This is a genomic window from Alkalibacterium gilvum (genome assembly GCF_900109085.1).
Lineage (GTDB): Bacteria > Bacillota > Bacilli > Lactobacillales > Carnobacteriaceae_A > Alkalibacterium > Alkalibacterium gilvum.
Map to the genome: position 1 here is coordinate 132,603 of NZ_FNYW01000002.1, position 21,110 is coordinate 153,712.

Sequence of the window (21,110 nt, forward strand, 5' to 3'; positions counted from 1 at the left end):
GATAGCCCGTATCCTCTATAGTGAGAATACGGGCTTATTTAGTGGTTATTTCTTTGTTGCGTAACGCAAAGCTTTTGTGTTTAAATCTTTTTCAAAAATATTACGGAAGAATTGGATGAATGGGCCTAGGAAGAATGCCGTGATGACTGTGTTGATTCCTAAACCGGCGCCAAGGGAGAAGCCGATAATTACAAGGGAAACGTCAACAATGACACGGGATAGGCGGTAAGATATGCCGGCTTTATCGGATAAGATAATCGGCATGGCATCGTAAGGCGCGACCCCTTCTTTGGCTTCGATATATAAAGCGGCTCCCATGGACATCGAAACGACTCCCAAGGCGGACAGGATTAATCGGAAAGCCAGGCCTTCAAATGTTCCAAAGCCATCTTTTATAAAGTTAACAAAAACATCTGATAGGTTACCGACTAAAAAGATGTTGATGATTGTACCTATGCCAATAAGTGCTCTGTTCGCAAAGAATATATAAATAAGCATTAAAAGACTGGAGATAGTTAAGAAGACGCCGAATTCCATGTTCAGTAACATGCTGAAGCCTAAGTTAAAGGTGGAATATGGATCTGTTCCTAAACTAGCCAAGCGGAATGCTGTGACCGCGAGCGCAATAAAAAGAGTGCCAAGTGTAGAATAAATAATTTTGATTTTTTTCATATGTACCTCTTTCTTGTTAAATAGTGTCAATGTTCATCATATAAGTAAACGCTCTTAAAGTCAACATAGCAAGGAAAACTTTAATATTTGGGTGAGCTGGTTTTGCGTTTTTTTAGATATGTTTTAGAGTGACGGAGAGAAAAAAATAGTTGGAATAGTGGAATTTTATTAGTCAAAATAACTGATTTGTAGTACACTAATTAAGTAGGATTATAGAGCTATAGCTCAATTGAATAGAGCATTTCCCTCCTAAGGAAAAGGTTGTCGGTTTGATTCCGACTAGCTCTATTATATGAAAGAAATCGCGCCTCTTTAATAAGAGACGCGGTTTCTTTTTGCGTATATTGAGATTGTTTAATGATTTGGTATGGGGAGAGCTGGGAGAGTGGTAGTGTTGATGGTGGTGATTTAGGTAGTTTGGTTTTCGAAGGGGTGGAACTTCGACATGTTAGAAGGTAGGGTGCGTGCTGGGAGCGTCGAAGATTGAGAACTTCGACATGTTAGAAGGTGGTGTGAGTACTGGGAGCGTCGAAGATTGAGAACTTCGACATGATAGAAGGTGGTGTGAGTACTGGAAGGGTCGAAGATAGGAAACTTCGACACGTTAGAAGGTGGTGTGAGTACTGGAAGGGTCGAAGATAGGAAACTTCGACATGTTAGAAGGTGGTGTGAGTACTGGAAGGGTCGAAGATAGGAAACTTCGACATATTAGAAGGTGGTGTGAGTACTGGAAGTGTCGAAGATTGAGAGCTTTGACATATAGGGAAGCCCTACAAGTACTGGACTGTCCGAAGGTATCATTATTCCCACATTGTAACCTAAAAAGATATAGAATAAGATCCCACAACTCACTAAAAGAATTCTGATATAGGATGGTTTTAAAGATTATCTTGCTTCTTGAAATTATGCTATACTTAAGTAAGCAAACATACTATTGGAGGTCTTGTAAATGAAAGTATCAACACAATGGAACGGTGAAAGAGCCTATACGATGACAAATGATAGAGGAAAAACAATGCATCTTGATCCAGATGGTGACGGCGTTTCACCGATGGAATCTGTTCTTGGAGGACTCGCAGGATGTATGGGAATTGATATCGTTATGATACTCAAACCTTATGCAGATAAAATTAAAGATTTGAAAATCGATACCGATGGCGACCGCAATGAGGAAGTACCGAATTATTTCAAGTCAGTCGCTATTACGATAAGTATCGATGGAGATATCCCAGCGAGTCGTGTATGGCGTGCAGTAAATTTAAGCGACCAAAAATACTGTTCTGTTGCGAACTCACTGAAAGCAGACTTTAATTACAAGGTTATATTAAATGGTGAGGAAGTGGCGGATCCAAAGAAATAAGGAGTTGATTTAATGGCGACACTGACAACAACATTTCAATCAGAACAGCTGCAGCGCAATGTGACGTTTTCAGCGATTATACCGACGGCCACGAAATCTTTATACGACTATGATACCAAGACGGACGTTAAGTCTGTAGGCTATCGAACGTTGTATCTACTAAACGGATGGAATGGGAACCACGAAGACTGGATCATCAATACGACCTTGGTCAAACTGGCTGACCAGTACAACCTCGTTGTTATCATGCCGTCAGGGGAAAATAGTTTTTACGTTGATCATCCGGACGGCTCGAACTTCGGGCGGTTTATCGGTGAAGAACTGGTCAATGTCACGCGAAAACTGTTCCCGCTCTCTACTAAACGCGAAGATACCTTTATTGGAGGTCTGTCTATGGGCGGTTACGGTGCGCTAAGAAACGGCCATGTTTACAATGAAACTTTCGGTAAAGTCATCGCCTTATCCAGCAGTGTGCTGCATAGACATGACCAATCGCATAATCTTGAACAAGACAATCCTATCAATAAAAAACTGAGTTATATCCTAAACAGCAATGACTTCTATGATATGGATGAGTCGCTGGATGTCTATGAAGTGATAAAGAAAGCTGAAACCAAACCTGACTTGTTTCTAGCCATAGGCACTGAAGACTTCCTTTATGAAGAAAACAAAGCCCTGCATGACTGGTTGAAAAAAGAAAACATCAGCCACCAGTACAGTGAAGCATCAGGAGAACACGACTGGAAGTTCTGGGAAATGACGATCAAACAGGCGGTCGAATGGATTTACAACGAATAATAAAATAAGAACAAAGCAATAGCAAAGCCGGTTTCCATATTCAGGAAGCCGGCTTTATGTTTAACTTAAATTTTTGATATCCTGTACTTCTTCATCTGTTAGTGAAAAATCAAAGATATCGATATTTTCTTTGATATGGTCGGGGTTGCCGGAACGGGGGATAGAAATGGTTCCCACTTCGATAGTCCAGCGCAGGGCGATCTGCTGAGGTGCTTTCTCATATTTTTCAGCAAGTTTCTGGATCACATCACTGTCAAGCTTTCCTTTTTTAAGCGGCGAATAGGCCATGGTCAGAATGGACTGGCTGTCGCAGCAATCTTTCGTTTCCCAGTCGACATTTCCGGGAGAAAATCTGACCTGATTGATGACGGGGCGGACGGTTGCCTTATCCATCAGAGATCTCAGTTCATCGGTTGAAAAGTTGGAGACACCGATCGATTTGACTTTTTTGGAATTACGAACAGCATCCAGTCCTTTCCACGTATCGATATTGACAGAATCTTCAGTGGCTGGCGCATGGATGATCAGAAGATCGATATAATCGAGCTGCAGTCGTTCGAGGTTTTCGTCCAAAGATTTCTCGACACCGTCTACACTCATGTCTTCCCTTTCGATCTTGGTCAACACAAACAGATCTTCCCACTTGATCGTGCCATCATTCAGCGCATGATGGATGCCTTTCCCCACATGCTCTTCATTATCATAATTCGGCGACGTATCAATAAAGCGATAACCGGAATTCAATGCATCGGTCACAGCACGCTCAACCTCTTCACCTTTCAGCTCCGCCGTACCGAATCCCTCATAGGAATAGTATTATCGTCGTTAAGCGTTACAGAATCTCTATAAGACTTGATCATTAGCTAAACCCTCCTTGTATAGTTGATCCTATTTTATTGAAAACGGTAGCATATATCAAAACTAACAGTCCATCAAGAGAAATCATTTATAAAGTCAATATTCCTGCAAGCGCTATTTAATAAAGGAAAGACCTAATAATTAACTCCAATATTATAGAACTGAAATTTGGGTAAAATGACTCATCAGTCGGTATGCGATTCACTCGTTGTGAATAGAAGGAAACATTTTGAAGAATCAAAGTAAACACTTTTTTTCTGTTAATATGAAAAATTCCAAATTCCAAATTCTAAATTATTTTAATCAATTTAAAGAAAGCCCTTGCAATAATAATGATAATTCTATATACTTTGTTTGTCGAAACGTTTCGACGACAAAATTCATTAATATCTGGAGGAGAGATAGAGTGAAAAATTCCAAACTTGTGGAGTTACTTAATAAAATGACTGTTGAAGAAAAAGTGGGACAGTTATCTCAAATATCTGGTGAACCTTATACATCAGAAAACTTTGTGGTAACTGGACCACTAGCAGAAATGGGTATTCCTGATAAGTTGATACCAGTTGCAGGCTCAGTGTTAGGAGCAGCAGGAGCAGAAGCCAATAGGAATCTGCAGGATAATTACTTGAAAAAAAGCCGTTTGAAAATACCTTTGATTTTCATGGGAGATATTATTCATGGCTTTAAAACTATTTTTCCTATTCCTTTAGGGATCGGAGCAACTTGGAATACCTACTTAGGACAAACCACAGCACGCGTGTCCGCGATAGAATCCGCAGTATCAGGTGTTCATGTAACGTTTTCACCTATGGTCGATTTGGTAAGAGATCCCAGATGGGGACGCGTACTGGAAACGACTGGAGAAGATAAATATTTAAATGAACGATTTGCGGAAGCTTTTGTAAATGGGTATCAGGGAAAAAATTACTCAGACCCCTACACGATCGCCTCATGTGTGAAGCATTTTGCAGCTTATGGCGCTCCAGAAGGCGGAAGGGATTACAATACAGTCAATATGTCCGAACGCCAATTGAGAGAAGACTATCTTTCCTCCTATAAAGCTGCTGTAGACGCAGGAACAGAACTTGTAATGACGGCATTCAATACGATCGATGGCATACCATCAACAGGAAATAAATGGCTGCTTGATGATGTATTGAGAAAAGAATGGGGTTTTGACGGAGTTGTTATCTCCGATTGGGGAGCTGTCAAAGAACTCATCCCGCACGGAGTAGCTGCAGATGAAAAAGAAGCGGCTATGAAAGCAATGAATGCAACATTAGATATCGAAATGATGACCTTTACTTATATCAAACACTTAGAGGAACTGATCAACGAAGGAAAAGTTTCTGAAGACTTGCTGGATGAAGCAGTATTAAGAATACTTAAATTAAAAAACAAATTAGGATTATTTGAAAATCCACATCGAGAAGCAGATGTTGAAAAAGAAAAAGAATTGGTTTTCTGCCAGTCACACCGCAAAAAAGCGCAGCAGGTAGCGGAAGAATCAATGGTCTTATTAAAAAATAATGATGTTCTACCTTTAAAAGAAAAAGATCAGAAAATTGCATTGATCGGTCCTTTCACTAGAGATGAAAACATGTTAGGTGCATGGTCCTGGAGAGGAGAACCGGATACAGCAAGCAATATCATAGATAGTATGAAAGAAATGATTTCACCCGAGTCCGTCCTTTATGCAGAGGGAAGTACTCTAGATCACACAGATGAAAACATGCTTGATGAAGCGAAAGCAACAGCAAAAAAAGCGGATGTCATCGTGCTGGCCTTAGGTGAAAGCGCTGAAATGAGTGGCGAAGCAGCAAGTGTAACAGATATCAGACTGCCAGAAGCACAAATGAAATTATTGAAGCAGCTGAAAGCTTTGAATAAACCGGTCGTAACTGTCTTGTTTAATGGTAGACCTTTAGATTTGACTGAAGTAGATAAATACTCAGATGCCATACTGGAAGCTTGGTACCCTGGTACGGAAGGTGGAGAAGCAGTAGCTAATATTCTTTTGGGAAATACGAATCCTTCAGGAAAACTGCCGATGTCATTCCCTCAAAATGTGGGACAGATACCTGTATATTATAATCACTTTAGTACAGGACGACCAGTTGAAAGTGCACCTGATCAAAAATACGTTTCTAAATATCTGGATAGCTCCAATTATCCCAAGTATGCATTCGGTTATGGAATGAGTTACACCACTTTCGATTACGGCAAAATGAAGCTGTCTAAAGAAACAATGACAGATAACGATACGATCGAGGCATCCATTACTATTACAAATAATGGACTATATAAAGGTAAGGAAGTCGTACAACTATATGTTCGAGATCTGGTTGGAGAAGTAGTACGGCCTAAAAAAGAATTGAAAAACTTCAAAAAAATAGAATTAAAGCCTGGGCAAACGGAAACAGTGACCTTTACTTTATCAAAAGATATGCTGAGTTATGTGCATCCTGATCAAAAAGTAAAAACAGATCCTGGTGAATTTGAAGTCTTTATTGGAGGAAACAGCCTGGTCAAAAAGGCAGAAAAGTTTATTTATAAAAAAGGGTAAGGAGCATATCAATGATTGAAGTAAATACAGAAACGAAGTATACACATAGTCTGAAAAATAATGATATAGAATTTATTTTTCTGAAAACGGGTGATATTAAAAAAGCCCATGCGAATGGTGTCATGTTGAATCAAGTATTAGGAAATACGATAGATGGTTCAATGAACAATCTTTACTTGCGTCTTCATGAAAAAGGGAGTATTTCTTATACACCTTTACTCGGTATCCAATCTCCGAGCACGTTTGCAGTAGGAGATCAAAGGATGAAATGGCAGGGAACATTTAAAGGTATTGATTACACAGTAACTTTTCAAATAGGTGAAAGTAATGCCTGGTTTTGGACAGTTGATGTCGAAGGTGACGATAAAGTCATAGATATCGTTTATGGCTGGGATCTTGGCCTCCATTATCAGGGAGCCCTCCAGTCAAATGAAGGTTATGTGGCTCAATATGTAGGACATTCTGTGTTTAATGAAGAAAATGGGTATGTGGTCTGTTCAAGACAAAATCAATCCGCTGATAAATTTCAATACATGCAGCAGGGGGGACTGACAGACGTTGTTGGATATTCCACAGACGGTTTTCAGTTTTATGGAAAAGAATACAAAGAAACGAACGAAATCGAACAATTGAAGAAAGAAACACTGGCAAATAAAGTGTATCAATATGAATTTGATTACACCGCTTTACAATCTGATAAGATCGCTTTAAATGGTTCCCACAGATTTGTCTTTTATGGATTGTATAGAGATAATCATCCAGAAGGAATAAAGGAACATGAATATAAAGAAGAAATAAAGAAGAGTTTTGAATCATTGACTAAAGAAACAGACACTAAACAGTTGCCTAAGGTTTCATTGAATGATTCACTGGGAGAACCACTGTCTGTTGAAAGTATGACCATAGAAGAATTAAATGAATATTATCCAAATCGTATTCAGGAAGAAAAAGCTGACGATGAAATGCTGTCATTCTTTACAGAAGATTATAGTCATGTGGCTTTAAAAGAAAAAGAAGTCGGCTTGGAACGTCAGCATGGACACATCATTTACAGTAAAAATGAATTGACCGTTGACGAACCGATCATGGCCACCACATCCTGGATGGCAGGGGTTTTCAATTCACAAATTGTTTTAGGAAATTCATCAATGAATAAATTCTTGACCAATACAAGAAATCACTTGAATGTATTGAAAACACAGGGGCAACGCATCTATGTGAAAATAGATGATCAATATCACTTGCTTACCATGCCATCAGTATTTGAGATGGGCTTCAATTATGCTAAGTGGATATACAAAACAACTGAAGACACTTTTGTTGTAACGAACATCACACACAGTCGATCGGACTCACTGAAATTAACTATAGAAACAGCAAGCGGGAAATCATATGCTTATAAGGTAACTAATCAAATTGCCTTGCATGAACAAGAATACACTGTGCCATACTGTTATAAACAGGATGGAAACATGATAACTTTTAAACCTGGCGAAAACAGCGTCAGCCGATCCACCTATCCGGAATTGACTTACTATATGTCCATTGAAGGTCCCAAAGTGACTTGTTCAGATGGATCCAGCTTGACAAATAAAAATGACGAAGCAACTTCTTCATTATTTGTGGTAGATATTCCAGAAACAAATACATTCTCGCTGATTATTCAAGGAACGATCACCGGGGAAGAATATACAGAAGAAGCATTCGATTTTAAACATGAAAAAGAAGCATTCCAGAATTACTATGCTTCATTGACAAACCAACTGTCGCTTGATCATCCCAGCGAGAAAGTGAAATCGGAAGTTGAAAAAATGAACATTGTATTATGGTGGTATACGCACGATATGTTTGTTCACTATCTATCTCCGCATGGACTGGAGCAATATGGGGGAGCAGCATGGGGGACAAGAGATGTCGCACAAGGACCAGCAGAGTATTTCCTTGCCATGAGACGATATGATGTCGTCAGAAAGATAATCATCAAGTTATATAGTCATCAGTTCATAGAAGATGGTAATTGGCCGCAATGGTTCATGTTCGATAACTATGAACACATTCACTCTGATGAAAGTCATGGAGACATTATCGTATGGCCGATGAAACTTTTAGGAGACTATTTAACGGCTACCGGTGACTACAGTATATTAAACGAAAAAGCGCCTTATCTTTCTTTAGAAACACATCGATCAACGGATGAAGAAGATACCTTATTGGATCACTTGAATAAAGAACTTTCGTATATCAAAGCTAATTTCCTTGATGGTACAGCCTTGTCTTCATATGGTGACGGCGATTGGGATGATACTTTACAGCCTAATAATCAAAAGTTGAAAAAACATATGGTAAGCAGCTGGACCGTTGCTTTAACTTATCAGGCTTTAAATAATTTAGCAGAAGGCATTCAAAAATCTGATAGTGAATTCAATAAAGAATTGAAGGACCTCGCTGAAAAAATAAAAAGAGATTATGATAAATATATTATGTCTGACAAAGTGATCCCTGGCTTCTTATATATGGAAAAAGAGCAGATCGATTTCATGATTCATCCCAAAGATACTAAGACAGGTATAACTTACCGGTTATTACCGATGATCAGAAGTATGATCAGCGAACTGTTTGATGAAGAGCAAGTAGAAACGCATCTGGATATCATAAAAAATGAACTGACATTCAACGACGGTATCCGCTTGATGAATAGACCCGCAACCTATAAAGGTGGAGTGAGTACGAATTTCAAGCGTGCAGAACAGGCAGCAAACTTTGGACGTGAAATAGGTTTATTATATATCCACGCGCATATCCGTTATATTGAAGCAATGGCTAAATTAGGAAAAGGCGATGAAACATGGAAAAATCTACTTAAGATCAATCCGGTAAATATCAGAGATCATGTTGAAAATGCGCAGAGAAGACAAAGTAATGCTTACTTCAGCAGCTCAGATGCAGCCTTTGATGATCGCTATGAAGCACAGAATAATTATGACAAACTGCGTAGAGGAGAAGTTGAGGTCAAAGGTGGCTGGCGCGTCTACTCAAGCGGACCTGGCATTTATTTAAACCAAATGATAGGAAATGTCCTTGGGATAAGAGAAACAGAAAAACAGCTCATCATCGATCCCGTACTACCTGAAGAATTGGATGGATTAAAAGTTTCAATGACATTATATGGTAAGCCCGTCACTTTCACATATAATGCCGAGACAGATAAGAAAGATTCTACAATTACAATCAACAATAAAAAAGTAGCAGCAGAGCAAAGCGAGAACAAGTATCGTGCTGAGGGAATAATTATTGAAAAACAAAAATTCCAGGATATGCTGGATGAGAATGAAAATAATATTCTCATTAAATATTAATCTAAATGTAAAGCTATGTCATTGAAAACGTTTTAGATTTACTTTATACTCAAACTATCGAAACGTTTCAACAAAATAAAAGGAGTGAAAACAATGGTCAAAAAGAACAAATTGATGATGGGACTATCGGGTTTGATGATGAGTGGATTGGTGCTGGCTGCATGTGGCAACGGCGGAGATAATGCTGATAACGGTGGCGGAGAAGGTGACAATGGTTCAGGTGAAACGGTCACCTTGAATTACGCAAACTGGAATTTAGGGACCGAAAGTGATCAAACAGTTGAACGTATGATGGTGGATGCATTTAATGAGTCTCAAGACGATATAGAAGTAGTTATCGATGATTCGATAACTACGGATGATTGGGACGGATCCTTATCAACTGCAGCCAGTGCAGGTGAATTACCTGACGTATTTATGATGAATAATATACCAACAAGTTATTCAAATGAATGGCTGATGGATATTTCCGACATGGCTGCCGAAGATGAGCAGTTCCAATCGATCCCTGAATCAGTAAGAACAGCATCAGAAATCGATGGTAAAACTGTTTCAATACCCTTTGCAACTCACTTGATGGGCTACTATGTCAATAATGATATCTTGAATGACAAGAACCTGCCTGTAGCGGAATACGGCATGTCGATGGACGACTTTTTAGAAGGGGTCCGCTCATCTACTAATATCAGTGAAGATACAGTAGGGTTAGAAAATGCTTCTCAAATCGTTGACTGGTATCCAGGTACAGTAAATGAAGACTTTGGATGGTTTACTTATAATGATGAGAATGGAATGTATTCCCTTGATTCAAGTGAAATGTCAGAAGGAGTCTCAACTGCTCAGGATTTAGGAGCGAATGGCTACACTTATGTCAACATGTCAGATGAAGATAAAGAACGCATGAGTGGCGACGATACAGGGGCTGCCTTCAGAAATGGTCAAATCACTTATTTCTACAATGGCACATGGATGAACTCATCATTCGCAACAGATACAGATATCGACTGGGACTTTATCGGTCTTCCTGGTGGTAACAGTGTCATCGTAAATGACTTTGTCGGTATTGCTCAAAATACAGAACATGCAGAAGAAGCTTATGAATTCGCTAAATTTATGACATTTGGTAAAGAAGGTTTCATGAAGCGTATTGAATTAGTCGAAGAAAACGACTTCGGCTTCAATACACTACCGATTTCCACTGATCAGGAAATCCTGGATGCGTATTGGGAAAAAGTTGATATCCCAGGAATCAAAGCAGCGTATGAAGACCTTGATGAATCAATGATCGAAGGATTTAAAGTAGTACCTGGCTTTGCCAAATCAAGATATGAAGCGACAACAGGCATATCGATCGGTGATGAAGAAAATGCAACGATAGGTTATATCATTGATCAAAGTGTTGCCGGCAATGTCAATTATCAGGACTATGCTTCGCAATTGCAGGAATTAGCGCAACAAGCACATGATGAAGCGGTGGAAGAAATGGGAATTTCTGAAGAATAATTAAATTGATTTGAATGAAAGGAAGATGATCTTGAAATCAAGACGACTCAAAAGGTTGATAGGTATGTTATCATTATCAGCTGTTTTTACAATTAACTTTACACAATCATATGCAGAAGAAAAAATAACTAATAACAGTGAAGAGTCAACCGAAACGAGTACTCTCTTGGATCAAGACTATCAGGACATTGTTGAAAAGCCTTATCATAAAGTGCTGAACGAATGGGATGACGTAAGTGAAGGTGACAGCGGCTTTCAAGCTGTCATCTCTCCCTCGTCCTTCAAAGGTGATAAAAAAGAAAATCTTATAACAGAAGACACAAGAGGATATGAAAAAAATGTCTGGCATCTGGGTGATGACGACGAGTTATCATTTGAAGTAGACATCGAAGAGTCAGGACTTTATCACGTAGGCATGGACTACTACCGTTTGAACGAAGGACTTGTAGATCCGGAATTATCCATAAAGGTAAATGATGAATTCCAGTATTTTGAAAGTAGACGTATCATTGCCCCGACTTACTGGGAAAACGAAAGCAATGACTTCGAAGAGAATCGTCACGGTAATGAACTGGTCCCGAATCAGGTGGCAATAGAAGATTGGTTCACGATGACTTTCAAAGATCCGAACAATGAATTTGCAAAAGGGTTGTTATTTTACTTAGAAGAAGGAACAAACGAAATCACATTGACACATGCTTCAGGAGAAATGCTTATTGGAGATATAAAAGTATTCTCGCCTGAAGATATCATCACATATGAGCGATACAGCAAGAATTTTTCAGATGAACAAACGAAAGATGAATTACTCGTTCAAGAAGCTGAACATCCAGATAGAAAAAACAGTTCCTATATACGACCGATTGCCCGCAAAGATGTCAACGCTGTCCCTTATGAGGTCTCAAGCCAGAAACTCAACACATTCGGCGGTGACTCCTGGACAAAAGGTGGGCAAAGTGTGACTTACGATATTACTGTTTTGAAAGAAGGACTTTATAATATCACGCTTAAAACCTTACAGGACGTCAAACAAGATGTGCCAGTGTTCAGAACAATAGAAATAAATGGCGACATTCCTTTTAAAGCGTTCGAGAATTATCGTATAGAGCCTAGCAATGATTGGATGAATCAGACCTTAGTTAATGAAGATAACGAACCTTACTCTGTATATCTTGAAGAAGGGAAAAACACGATCACATTAACTGCGAGTATTACACCTCTCACCCCTTTAGTAAATGAATTAAATGAAATGCTGCAGAGTATCAATACATTAGGATTGTCGATTTCACGTTTAACAGGGAATCAGCCGGATATGAACAGAGATTGGGATATCAGTGAATATATCCCTGATATAAAAGAGCGTTTTACTGTATGGATAGATTCACTTAATTCATATGCAAAAAACTTGAACACTCTTTATGGCAATAAAGAGGATAAAACGACGGATGAGGTTTCACTTGAATTGCTGATCCAGCGCTTGGAATCTTTAAGAGCGGAGCCGGATGAATTGCCTAATCGATTGACAGAATTGTCTGAAGGAAGCAGCTCAGCCACACAAATGGTAGGTGACTTGATCAGTCGCTTACAGGAATCACCACTATCCCTGGACAGATTCTATGTCCATTCTGAAAATTCAGATCTACCTGCACCTAAGAAAAAATTCTTGAACCGAATGAGCAATAAAGTGAAAGAATTTGTAGCTTCTTTTACAGCGAAAACATTCGATGTTGAAGACACCGACAGTGATGTGCTAGAAGTTTGGGTAGGACGAAATCAGCAGTATGTTGAATTGATGCAGAATATGGTTGATGCAAACTATACTGCACAAACCGGTAAAGAAGTACGTTTATCTGTCATGCCGAATGAACAGAAACTGATTTTGGCTAATTCATCTGATCAGCAGCCCGATGTCGCCCTGGGAGTCAGTGTAGGTCAGCCATGGGAACTGGCGATCAGAGGAGCAGCACATAATCTTAGAGAATTTGACGATTTTGAACAATTCAGCTCCAAATTTTCTCCAGGGGCATTCTTACCTATGATGATCGATGATGAAGTTTATGCAATGCCTGAGACTCAGGACTTCTACGTCTTGTTCTACCGCGAGGATATTATGGAGCAACTTGATATTCCTATTCCTGATACTTGGGATGATGTTGCCAATATATTACCTGAACTGCAAAGATTCGGAATGAATTTTTACGTTCCATTATCTGGCACAGCAGGGATAAAACCATTTATGTTTACAGCGCCCTTTATTTATCAAAATGGTGGTGAGATCTACTCTGAAAACGGCATGCAGACAGCAATCGATTCTCAGGGAGCAGTAGATGGGATGCAATTTATGACAGACTTATATACTTTATACAGTCTGCCTTTACAGGTACCGAACTTTTATAATTCCTTCAGGTACGGAGAGTTGCCTATTGGGATCGCTAACTTCCAGACATACGTACAATTGCTCTCTGCAGCACCGGAAATTAGAAACTCCTGGACCATAGCGCCGCATCCTGGTGTATTGAAAGAAGATGGAACCGTCGATCGATCTGCGCCCGGATCTGCACAGGGTGGAATGATCTTCGAAAAAAGTGAGAAAAAAGAAGAAGGCTGGGACTTCATGAAATGGTGGATGTCTGAAGATACCCAAGTCGAATTTGCTACAAATTTACAGACACTTTTCGGACCCGAATATATGTGGCATACAGCTAATTTAGATGCCTTCGAGGAATTGCCTTGGCAGGAAGAGCATAAATCAGTGATTTTGGAACAATGGGAATATTTAAAAGAAGTACCAAAAATACCTGGATCTTATATGGTGGAACGAGAGATCAGCAACGCATGGACAGATACCGTGTTTTATGGACAGAATGTCCGTGCTTCCCTTGATTACAGTGTGATCACTGCAAACCGGGAAATCCGTAGAAAAATGGAAGAGTTTAATTATATTGAAGATGGAGAAATCGTTGAACCTTACCGTGTTCCCCAGTTGGAAACAGTTAAAGAATGGATGAATCAAAATGATGAAGAGTAAGCAGAATAAAATTAAATATACCAGTGGTTGGGGAACCTTTGCGTTCCTCATACCCTATTTTTTGATGTTCCTTGTATTTATTATCGTACCTGTGATCATGGCTATATTTTTATCATTTACAAATTTTGACTCCATACAGTTTCCAACTTTTGCGGGACTTGAAAATTATGTGAATTTATTGACGCAGGATGAAGTGTTCATGCAGAAAGTTTTACCCAACACATTGAAGTTCTCATTGATCGTTGGGCCTGGCGGTTATATTTTATCCTTTATGGTTGCATGGATGCTGGCGCAAATTTCTCATAAACCACGTACGGTTTTAGCCTTGATCATGTACTCACCTTCTATGACTGCGGGGATAGCCATGTCAGTACTCTGGACGATAATTTTCAGTGGTGACGCCAATGGATATTTGAATAGTTTGCTGATCCGATTCAGTTTCATATCTGAACCGATTCAATTTCTGCAATCGCCTGAACATTTAATGAACATCATGATCATTGTTTCTCTGTGGAGTAGTATGGGAGTGGGCTTCTTAGCGATGCTTTCAGGAATATTGAATATCAATAAGGAAGTCTATGAAGCAGCCTATATTGATGGCTTATCCAATCGCTTTCAGGAGATTATTTATATAACGATCCCATCGATGAGACCACAAATGTTATTTGGAGCCGTTATGGCGGTGGTTGGTGCGTTCCAGGGGGGTATGATCGGTGTCGCCTTGTCGGGTTCCAATCCGACTCCGCAAAATGCGGGACAATTAATGGTCAATCACATTGATGATTATGGATTCTTGCGTTATGAAATGGGATATGCAGCAGCTATATCCGTATTATTATTATTATTGATCTATTCATTTTCTAAAGTAGCCACGAAATTATTTGGTGATAACGATTAAAATAGGAGGAGTATTATGTCAGCATTCAAAGGACGTCAGATAAATCCGAAAACGTTTCATAAAAGTCAATTAAAATTCTATGCTGTTCTGATCCCATTAGCCATATTTATGGGATTGCCGATCGTCTATATATTCAATCATGCGTTCAAGCCGATCGATGAACTCTTTGCTTTCCCTCCTAGATTTTTTGTCGAAAAACCAACGTGGCAGAACTTCAGGAATTTGTTTGAAAGTACAAGTCTGGGGGCTACACCAATGTCCCGTTATTTATTTAACAGTATCGTTGTAAGTTTAGTCGTTGTTGTTTTAACGATCATTGTCGCAACGATGGCAGGCTATGTTTTATCTAAAAAGCAATTTCGAATGAAAAAAGCACTGACGGAAATCAATACGATTGCATTGATGTTCGTAGCCACAGCCGTAGCGATACCAAGGTATTTCGTTATAGAACAACTGGGTCTCATCAATACATTCTGGGTGCATATATTACCGGCTTTAGCGATGCCAGTGGGATTATTCCTGATCAAACAGTTTATTGATCAGATACCTGATGAAATGCTTGAAGCTGCCATAATGGATGGGGCGAATGATTTTCAGATATATATAAGAGTCATCCTTCCCATGATCAAACCTGCTATTGCGACAGTGGCTATATTGGCATTCCAGGCTACCTGGAACAACGTCGAGATATCAGATGTATTTATAAATAATGAGAGTTTAAGAACCTTTGCCTTTTACATGAGCACGCTGGCCACAAAAGGTAACGCGGTCGCAGGGCAGGGCGTAAGTGCGGCAGCGTCATTGATCATGTTCATTCCAAACTTAGTGATCTTTATATTCTTGCAAAAACAAGTAATGGACACAATGGCTCATTCAGGTATTAAATAGTACAGGAGGGTAAACATGAGAAGAATAAGTAAGTTAACCGGATTTTTACTATTACTATTCATCATGCTTGTTTCTTTACCACTCCCGGTTGATGCTGCTGCGTATAAGACCTATTCAAAAGCACCAAGTGGAGAATTGGTAGAAACGCAGACAGCATATGAAGCGTATGATATATTGTTTAGTAATCAAATGAAAGCTCCTGAGGATATCGTCATAAAGGAAGATAAACTTTACCTTGTTGATTCTCAAGAGAAAAAAGTAATGATAATGAATAAACAAGGTGAGTTGATCGACAGTTTTGGTGAAGACATTTTATCTGGACCTACAGGAATAGATCTCGATAAAGATAATAATATATATGTCGCAGATGGTCTTTCTTCTCGTATCGTGAAATTTGCTCCTGATGGAAAAATCCTTGCCGAATTCGGTAGACCGGATGAACCGATCTTCGGTGAAACGTCCCCCTTTACGCCCAGAAAAATATCTGTAGATGTAAGAGGTAACATGTATGTGATCGGTGAAGGAGCAACTGCAGGAATTATACAAATGAATGCAGTTGGAGATTTTTTAGGATACTATGGCGCAAACGAAGCACCTACGAATTTTCTGCAGGTGATACGCGACAACCTTTTATCAGAAATACAACAGTCGAAAGTTTTTCGAAATGTCCCTCCAGCAACGAGTAATATCGATATCAATGATAAAGGGATCGTATATACCGTCACGACAACAGCTGAAACGAACAATATCAAAAAGCTGAATGTTGCCGGAGCTAACATGCTCGATGAGGGGACAGAACAACCCGAAAATGCTATCGATATTGCTTCAGGTCTTTATGATAATTTTTACGTATTGACCAGTGAAGGCGAAGTCATTGAATACTCTGACCAGGGATCCATCTTATTTAAGTTTGGTAAAAGGGATTCTGGATCACAGAGATTAGGGGTCTATAATAGTCCTTCAGCTATTGGTATTGACGAACAAGGAACGCTGTATGTAGTGGACTCGGAAGCAAAATTGATCCATAAACTGAAAACTACTGAATTCGCTGATGAAATACATAAGGGACTGATTCTTTATGAAGACGGAAAGTATACTGAGAGTGAAGAATACTGGAAAAACGTCATCAATATGAACCCTTCTTTCAAAATGGCGCGATATGCTCTTGGAGAATCTTATTTTCAACGAGAAAAATATTCTCAGGCTTTAAATTCATTTGAAACAGCCAAAGACATACCGGCATATTCAGACACTTTTTGGGAAATAAGGAATGACTGGTTTCAGAAGAACTTAGGAATGACTCTATTTATAATCATAGTTCTGTTTATCTTATTTAAAGTGGTCAATTACTTGGTGAAACGTAAAACAGGCAAAACACTTTATCAGATGTTTAAAGAAAGAACCAGTAAAAGAAAACTGCTGAGAGAGCTTGGGTATGTTTTCCGGATGTTCAGGCATCCTTTAGATACTTTATATGAGATTCAGAATTTAGGTAAATCTTCGGTCACAGCAGCGAGTATTATATACGGTATATTAGTAATCGAATTTATATTATTTAATTACTTTACTGGTTTTATATTTAATTACAAGTTGCTTGAAAGTTATAACATTTTCATGTTAGTCCTCTTGTTTATACTTAGTTTTGCTTTGCTTATCAGTATGAACTATATGGTTTCGACCATAACTGAAGGGGAAGGGTCATTCAAAGACATTTATATGGGTGTGGCTTATTCTTTTGCACCGCTTCTCGTAGGTATGATACCAGTCATACTGTTATCTAATGCCTTGACCTTGAATGAAGCATTTTTATTCAACTTCCCGATTCAAATCATGATTGTATATACATTGGTGCACCTTGTGATGGTCATCAAGGAAATGCATGATTTTGAAGGCTGGAAAATCGTTCAGAATATACTTCTGACTTTATTTGCAGCTGTGATCACAGTCGTTGTTTTATATATTATGTATATTTTATTTGTTAATCTGTATGATTTCGTCTATGAGTTAGTGTTGGAGGTGTTGACACGTGTATAAAAAATTAACGATGCTGTTTGTTTGTGTAGGGATGCTCAGTTCAGTGACCTTGGCTGCTTATGCAAATGAGAATGTAAAAGAAGACGCCTCAACAAAAGAGACGGAAACGATTCAAACAAATACAGACGAACAGACTGAAAACCTTGATAAAATTACGGAAGAAGGGACACTGGAGACCCCTTATGACATGTCTGAAGTTGAAAGTCCCAATCCTTCACTGGATAATTTTGAATTAATAGCTGAGAATGAGGCAACTGCTTTATATTTAGAAAATGATACACTAGCATTCAAAGTGTTAAACAAGGAAACAAATTATATTTGGAGTTCCACAATAGACAACATTGAAGAAGAGAATCTTAATGACACATGGCAGTCATTTGCTCGATCTGCCGTATCGATAACAAGTGTCAACGGAAACAATAAAGAACAGACAGAGTACATTTTAGATGAAAAAACACAAGTAGACGTAACTAAAACTGATAAAGGTTTCAGTGCAGTCATCACATTTCCTTCGTCTATCCAAGTGACCCTGAAAGTCGAGATTGAAAATTCAAGTTTCAGCGTGGTTATTCCTGAAGAATCGATTAAAGAAACAGACGAAGCGAGATTAAAAAATCTATCACTCTATCCATTCTTGGGAGCGACCAAACAACAGGAAATAAGTGGTTATCAATTTATTCCAGATGGTTCAGGAGCGCTTCTTCGTTTCGACGATGATACGGCACGTATGGATTATCCTTATCGTGCAAGATTTTATGGAGAAGATTCAGGGATCGTTAAGAGTAAAGCTTTAACAGATGAAGAAGCTGCTCATAATTTATCTTTACCGGTTTATGGATATGTACATGGAGTGAATCAAAATGGCCTGTTTACGATCGTTGAATCAGGGGCGCCTTACAGCGAAATCGTCGCCCAAAAAGCTGGACTATCTACTGAGTTCAACTGGCTGACAACAGAATACATTTTTCGATCAGAATATAGACAGCCTACAAGTCGAAGTGGGGCACAAGCAATCGACAGTATACAAGATAAACGGAATCAATTTGATATAAAATTACACTTTGAGTTATTAAAAGAAGATTCAGCGAGTTATGTAGGAATGGCGAAAATGTACCAGAAATACCTTCTGGAGCATAATATACTGAAGGAAGATAAAAAAGAAACACCTCCCGTTCGTCTTGAATTTTTAGGCGGAGAAAAAGAAGAAGGACTTTTTTGGGACAGCTACATCACAATGACGCCGATAATGGATGTTTATGACCACGTGCAATCTTTGAAAGAAAAAGGTTTAAGTGAAGCGATGCTTGTTTATAGAGGCTGGTATGATGGTGGGGCTACAGGATCTCTACCTAGTAAGTTTCCAATAGACAGCCATTTAGGGAAAAAAGATGAAGTCATTGAAGTCAAAGACCAGCTGGGTCAGCTCGGATTCGATCTTCATTTTCAGACAGATTATACACGAGCCTACCATCGACCAACAAAAATTGAAAATAATGAATTTATCGAACAAATCAACGCTAATACTCTGATGTTTAATCAAGAAGAAGGAACTCCTTATTCTTATTTGCTTCCACAAGGGGCACATGACCTTTTAGAGAAAGATAAGGATGAATACGAAAAATATGGCATGACGAATCTAGCATTAAAAAACACTCCTCAAGCTTTATTTTCATCGTATAATAAGGGAAACAGGCATAGTCGAGATGAAAATATGCTTGAAACGATTGAACTGATTGAAGATATGAAGAAAAATACAGCAGATGATCTGGCATTATATGAACCGAACAGTTACCTTTGGCAATTAATGGATAGTTATCTTGATATACCAATGGATAATTCAAATTACATTTACATGACCGATAATGTGCCCTTCATTCAAATCGTTCTAAAGGGATATGTTGATTATTACGCGCCATTTTCCAACTTTGTGCCTAATCAAAATGAACATTTACTGAAAATGGTAGAGTACGGAGCGTATCCATCTTTCTATTTGACAACAGAAGATCCTTATAAATTAATTGAAACAGAATCAAATAATCTCTATACATCTGAATTCGAAAATTGGGAAGCTTCGGTTTTGAATCAATACAAAGAAATTAAAAAAGTGGCCGAAGCAACGGAAAAGGCAACGATCGTAAACCGCGAAATAGTAGAAGAGGGTTTGATCAAAGTGACCTACTCTAACGATACAGTTATACAAGTCAACTACCAAGAAGAAGCAGCTGAAACAGCCCATGGTACTGTAGACGGAAAGTCATTTACTATAACCAAAGGGGGAGTCTAGATGATAAAGAAAATAATGAAAAATCCAGAAAATAAAGGCTATTTATTTATACTTCCCTGGCTGATCGGCTTTGTTACTTTAACGATTTATCCGATTTTATACTCGTTTTACCTCAGCTTTTTTGATGTCACGATTACAACTGAAGGGATCCAGACAGAAAGCGTCGGCATTGAAAATTACCAAAGTGCCATGACGAGTGATATAGAATTCATCAATCGTCTGATAGAATACGTTAGAGAAATACTTATTTCTGTTCCGTTGATAGTGATCATATCTTTATTGATCGCCTTATTACTCAATCAAAACATTAGATTCAAGGGTGTGTTTAGAACCATCTTCTTCCTGCCTGTGATTATCAGTAGCGGACCTGTTCTGGACAAGCTTATAGGTCTCGATATAGCGACTTTGAACATGGTGGAAACTAATGCCCTTTATGAAATGATTGCCGGCATGGACAATATTCTTGCCAGCTCCTTTGTTTACATTATCGATAATCTTATTATACTTTTATGGTTCTCAGGAGTACAAATACTTATATTCAATTCAGCCCTGCAGAAAGTAGACAAAAAGATTTATGAAGCTGCGTCTATCGATGGAGCATCGTCATGGGAAAGCTTTTGGAAAATCACTCTCCCATCTTTATTTCCAATGATCATGGTAAATATAGTCTATACGACGGTGATGTATTCAGTTTCTTCATTAAGCACGATCGTTGGTCATATTCAATCCAATATGTTCCAATTAGAAACTGGTTTTGGCTATGCTTCTTCATTGTCCTGGATATATTTTATTCTGATCGTTCTGGTCTTAATAACATTCACAGGCATTATCGGACTTTTCAATCGCAAGTATAAATAAGAGAGAG

12 protein-coding genes, 1 tRNA gene and 1 pseudogene are annotated in these 21,110 nt (G+C 38.7%); 12 read left to right on the plus strand and 2 right to left on the minus strand.

Going from position 1 to position 21,110, the window contains the following annotated elements:
* Positions 1 to 45: 45 nt before the first annotated feature.
* Positions 46 to 672: a YczE/YyaS/YitT family protein gene (locus tag BMX83_RS01645; RefSeq protein WP_091632396.1), complete on the minus strand. Its 627-nt coding sequence runs from the start codon at positions 670 to 672 to the stop codon at positions 46 to 48.
* A gap of 214 nt (positions 673 to 886) precedes the next feature.
* Between BMX83_RS01645 and BMX83_RS01650 the strand changes: the two genes are divergently transcribed.
* The 3 genes from BMX83_RS01650 (at position 887) to BMX83_RS01660 (ending at position 2,830) form a co-directional block, all read left to right on the plus strand.
* Positions 887 to 960, plus strand: a tRNA-Arg gene (locus BMX83_RS01650).
* A gap of 661 nt (positions 961 to 1,621) precedes the next feature.
* The gene (locus BMX83_RS01655; protein WP_091632398.1) at positions 1,622 to 2,032 is read left to right on the plus strand and encodes an OsmC family protein; all 411 of its coding nucleotides are present in this window, start codon (positions 1,622 to 1,624) and stop codon (positions 2,030 to 2,032) included.
* A gap of 12 nt (positions 2,033 to 2,044) precedes the next feature.
* Positions 2,045 to 2,830 carry an alpha/beta hydrolase gene (locus tag BMX83_RS01660; protein ID WP_091632401.1) on the plus strand — a complete coding sequence of 262 codons (786 nt, stop codon included), beginning with the start codon at positions 2,045 to 2,047 and terminating at the stop codon, positions 2,828 to 2,830.
* Between the two features lie 60 nt (positions 2,831 to 2,890).
* Here the strand turns inward: BMX83_RS01660 and BMX83_RS01665 are convergent.
* A pseudogene (locus BMX83_RS01665) lies at positions 2,891 to 3,616 on the minus strand (aldo/keto reductase); the annotation flags it as partial.
* Between the two features lie 478 nt (positions 3,617 to 4,094).
* On the opposite strand from BMX83_RS01665, the gene bglX reads away from it, so the two are divergent.
* The 9 genes from bglX (at position 4,095) to BMX83_RS01710 (ending at position 21,103) form a co-directional block, all read left to right on the plus strand.
* Positions 4,095 to 6,254, plus strand: a complete 2,160-nt coding sequence (gene bglX, locus BMX83_RS01670) for a beta-glucosidase BglX (RefSeq protein WP_091632407.1) — start codon at positions 4,095 to 4,097, stop codon at positions 6,252 to 6,254.
* A gap of 11 nt (positions 6,255 to 6,265) precedes the next feature.
* On the plus strand, positions 6,266 to 9,610 hold the full coding sequence (locus tag BMX83_RS01675) for a GH36-type glycosyl hydrolase domain-containing protein (RefSeq protein ID WP_091632409.1): 3,345 nt from the start codon (positions 6,266 to 6,268) through the stop codon (positions 9,608 to 9,610).
* A gap of 93 nt (positions 9,611 to 9,703) precedes the next feature.
* Positions 9,704 to 11,113, plus strand: a complete 1,410-nt coding sequence (locus BMX83_RS01680) for an ABC transporter substrate-binding protein (RefSeq protein ID WP_091632412.1) — start codon at positions 9,704 to 9,706, stop codon at positions 11,111 to 11,113.
* A 31-nt stretch (positions 11,114 to 11,144) separates the two neighbouring features.
* Complete coding sequence (locus BMX83_RS01685) at positions 11,145 to 14,141, plus strand: extracellular solute-binding protein (protein ID WP_177170453.1); 2,997 nt, start codon at positions 11,145 to 11,147, stop codon at positions 14,139 to 14,141.
* The gene (locus BMX83_RS01690; protein ID WP_091632418.1) at positions 14,128 to 15,039 is read left to right on the plus strand and encodes a carbohydrate ABC transporter permease; all 912 of its coding nucleotides are present in this window, start codon (positions 14,128 to 14,130) and stop codon (positions 15,037 to 15,039) included. Before BMX83_RS01685 ends, BMX83_RS01690 begins: the two co-directional genes overlap by 14 nt.
* 15 nt (positions 15,040 to 15,054) lie before the next feature.
* Positions 15,055 to 15,927: a carbohydrate ABC transporter permease gene (locus BMX83_RS01695; RefSeq protein WP_091632421.1), complete on the plus strand. Its 873-nt coding sequence runs from the start codon at positions 15,055 to 15,057 to the stop codon at positions 15,925 to 15,927.
* Between the two features lie 15 nt (positions 15,928 to 15,942).
* Entirely contained in the window at positions 15,943 to 17,961 is a 2,019-nt protein-coding gene (locus tag BMX83_RS01700; protein ID WP_091632424.1) for a YIP1 family protein, read from the plus strand.
* Positions 17,954 to 20,245 carry a DUF5696 domain-containing protein gene (locus BMX83_RS01705; RefSeq protein WP_091632428.1) on the plus strand — a complete coding sequence of 764 codons (2,292 nt, stop codon included), beginning with the start codon at positions 17,954 to 17,956 and terminating at the stop codon, positions 20,243 to 20,245. The genes BMX83_RS01700 and BMX83_RS01705 overlap by 8 nt, the downstream gene beginning before the upstream one ends.
* The gene (locus BMX83_RS01710; RefSeq protein ID WP_091632430.1) at positions 20,246 to 21,103 is read left to right on the plus strand and encodes a carbohydrate ABC transporter permease; all 858 of its coding nucleotides are present in this window, start codon (positions 20,246 to 20,248) and stop codon (positions 21,101 to 21,103) included. It begins immediately after the preceding gene.
* The last annotated feature ends 7 nt before the right edge of the window (positions 21,104 to 21,110 follow it).

Bases quoted from the DNA above. Each gene is read 5' to 3' on its own strand.
- BMX83_RS01645 (WP_091632396.1), bottom strand. From the start codon at position 672: ATGAAAAAAATCAAAATTATTTATTCTACACTTGGCACTCTTTTTATT.
- BMX83_RS01660 (WP_091632401.1), top strand. From the start codon at position 2,045: ATGGCGACACTGACAACAACATTTCAATCAGAACAGCTGCAGCGCAAT.
- BMX83_RS01690 (WP_091632418.1), top strand. From the start codon at position 14,128: ATGATGAAGAGTAAGCAGAATAAAATTAAATATACCAGTGGTTGGGGA.
- BMX83_RS01700 (WP_091632424.1), top strand. From the start codon at position 15,943: ATGAGAAGAATAAGTAAGTTAACCGGATTTTTACTATTACTATTCATC.
- BMX83_RS01655 (WP_091632398.1), top strand. From the start codon at position 1,622: ATGAAAGTATCAACACAATGGAACGGTGAAAGAGCCTATACGATGACA.
- BMX83_RS01695 (WP_091632421.1), top strand. From the start codon at position 15,055: ATGTCAGCATTCAAAGGACGTCAGATAAATCCGAAAACGTTTCATAAA.
- BMX83_RS01675 (WP_091632409.1), top strand. From the start codon at position 6,266: ATGATTGAAGTAAATACAGAAACGAAGTATACACATAGTCTGAAAAAT.
- BMX83_RS01710 (WP_091632430.1), top strand. From the start codon at position 20,246: ATGATAAAGAAAATAATGAAAAATCCAGAAAATAAAGGCTATTTATTT.
- BMX83_RS01680 (WP_091632412.1), top strand. From the start codon at position 9,704: ATGGTCAAAAAGAACAAATTGATGATGGGACTATCGGGTTTGATGATG.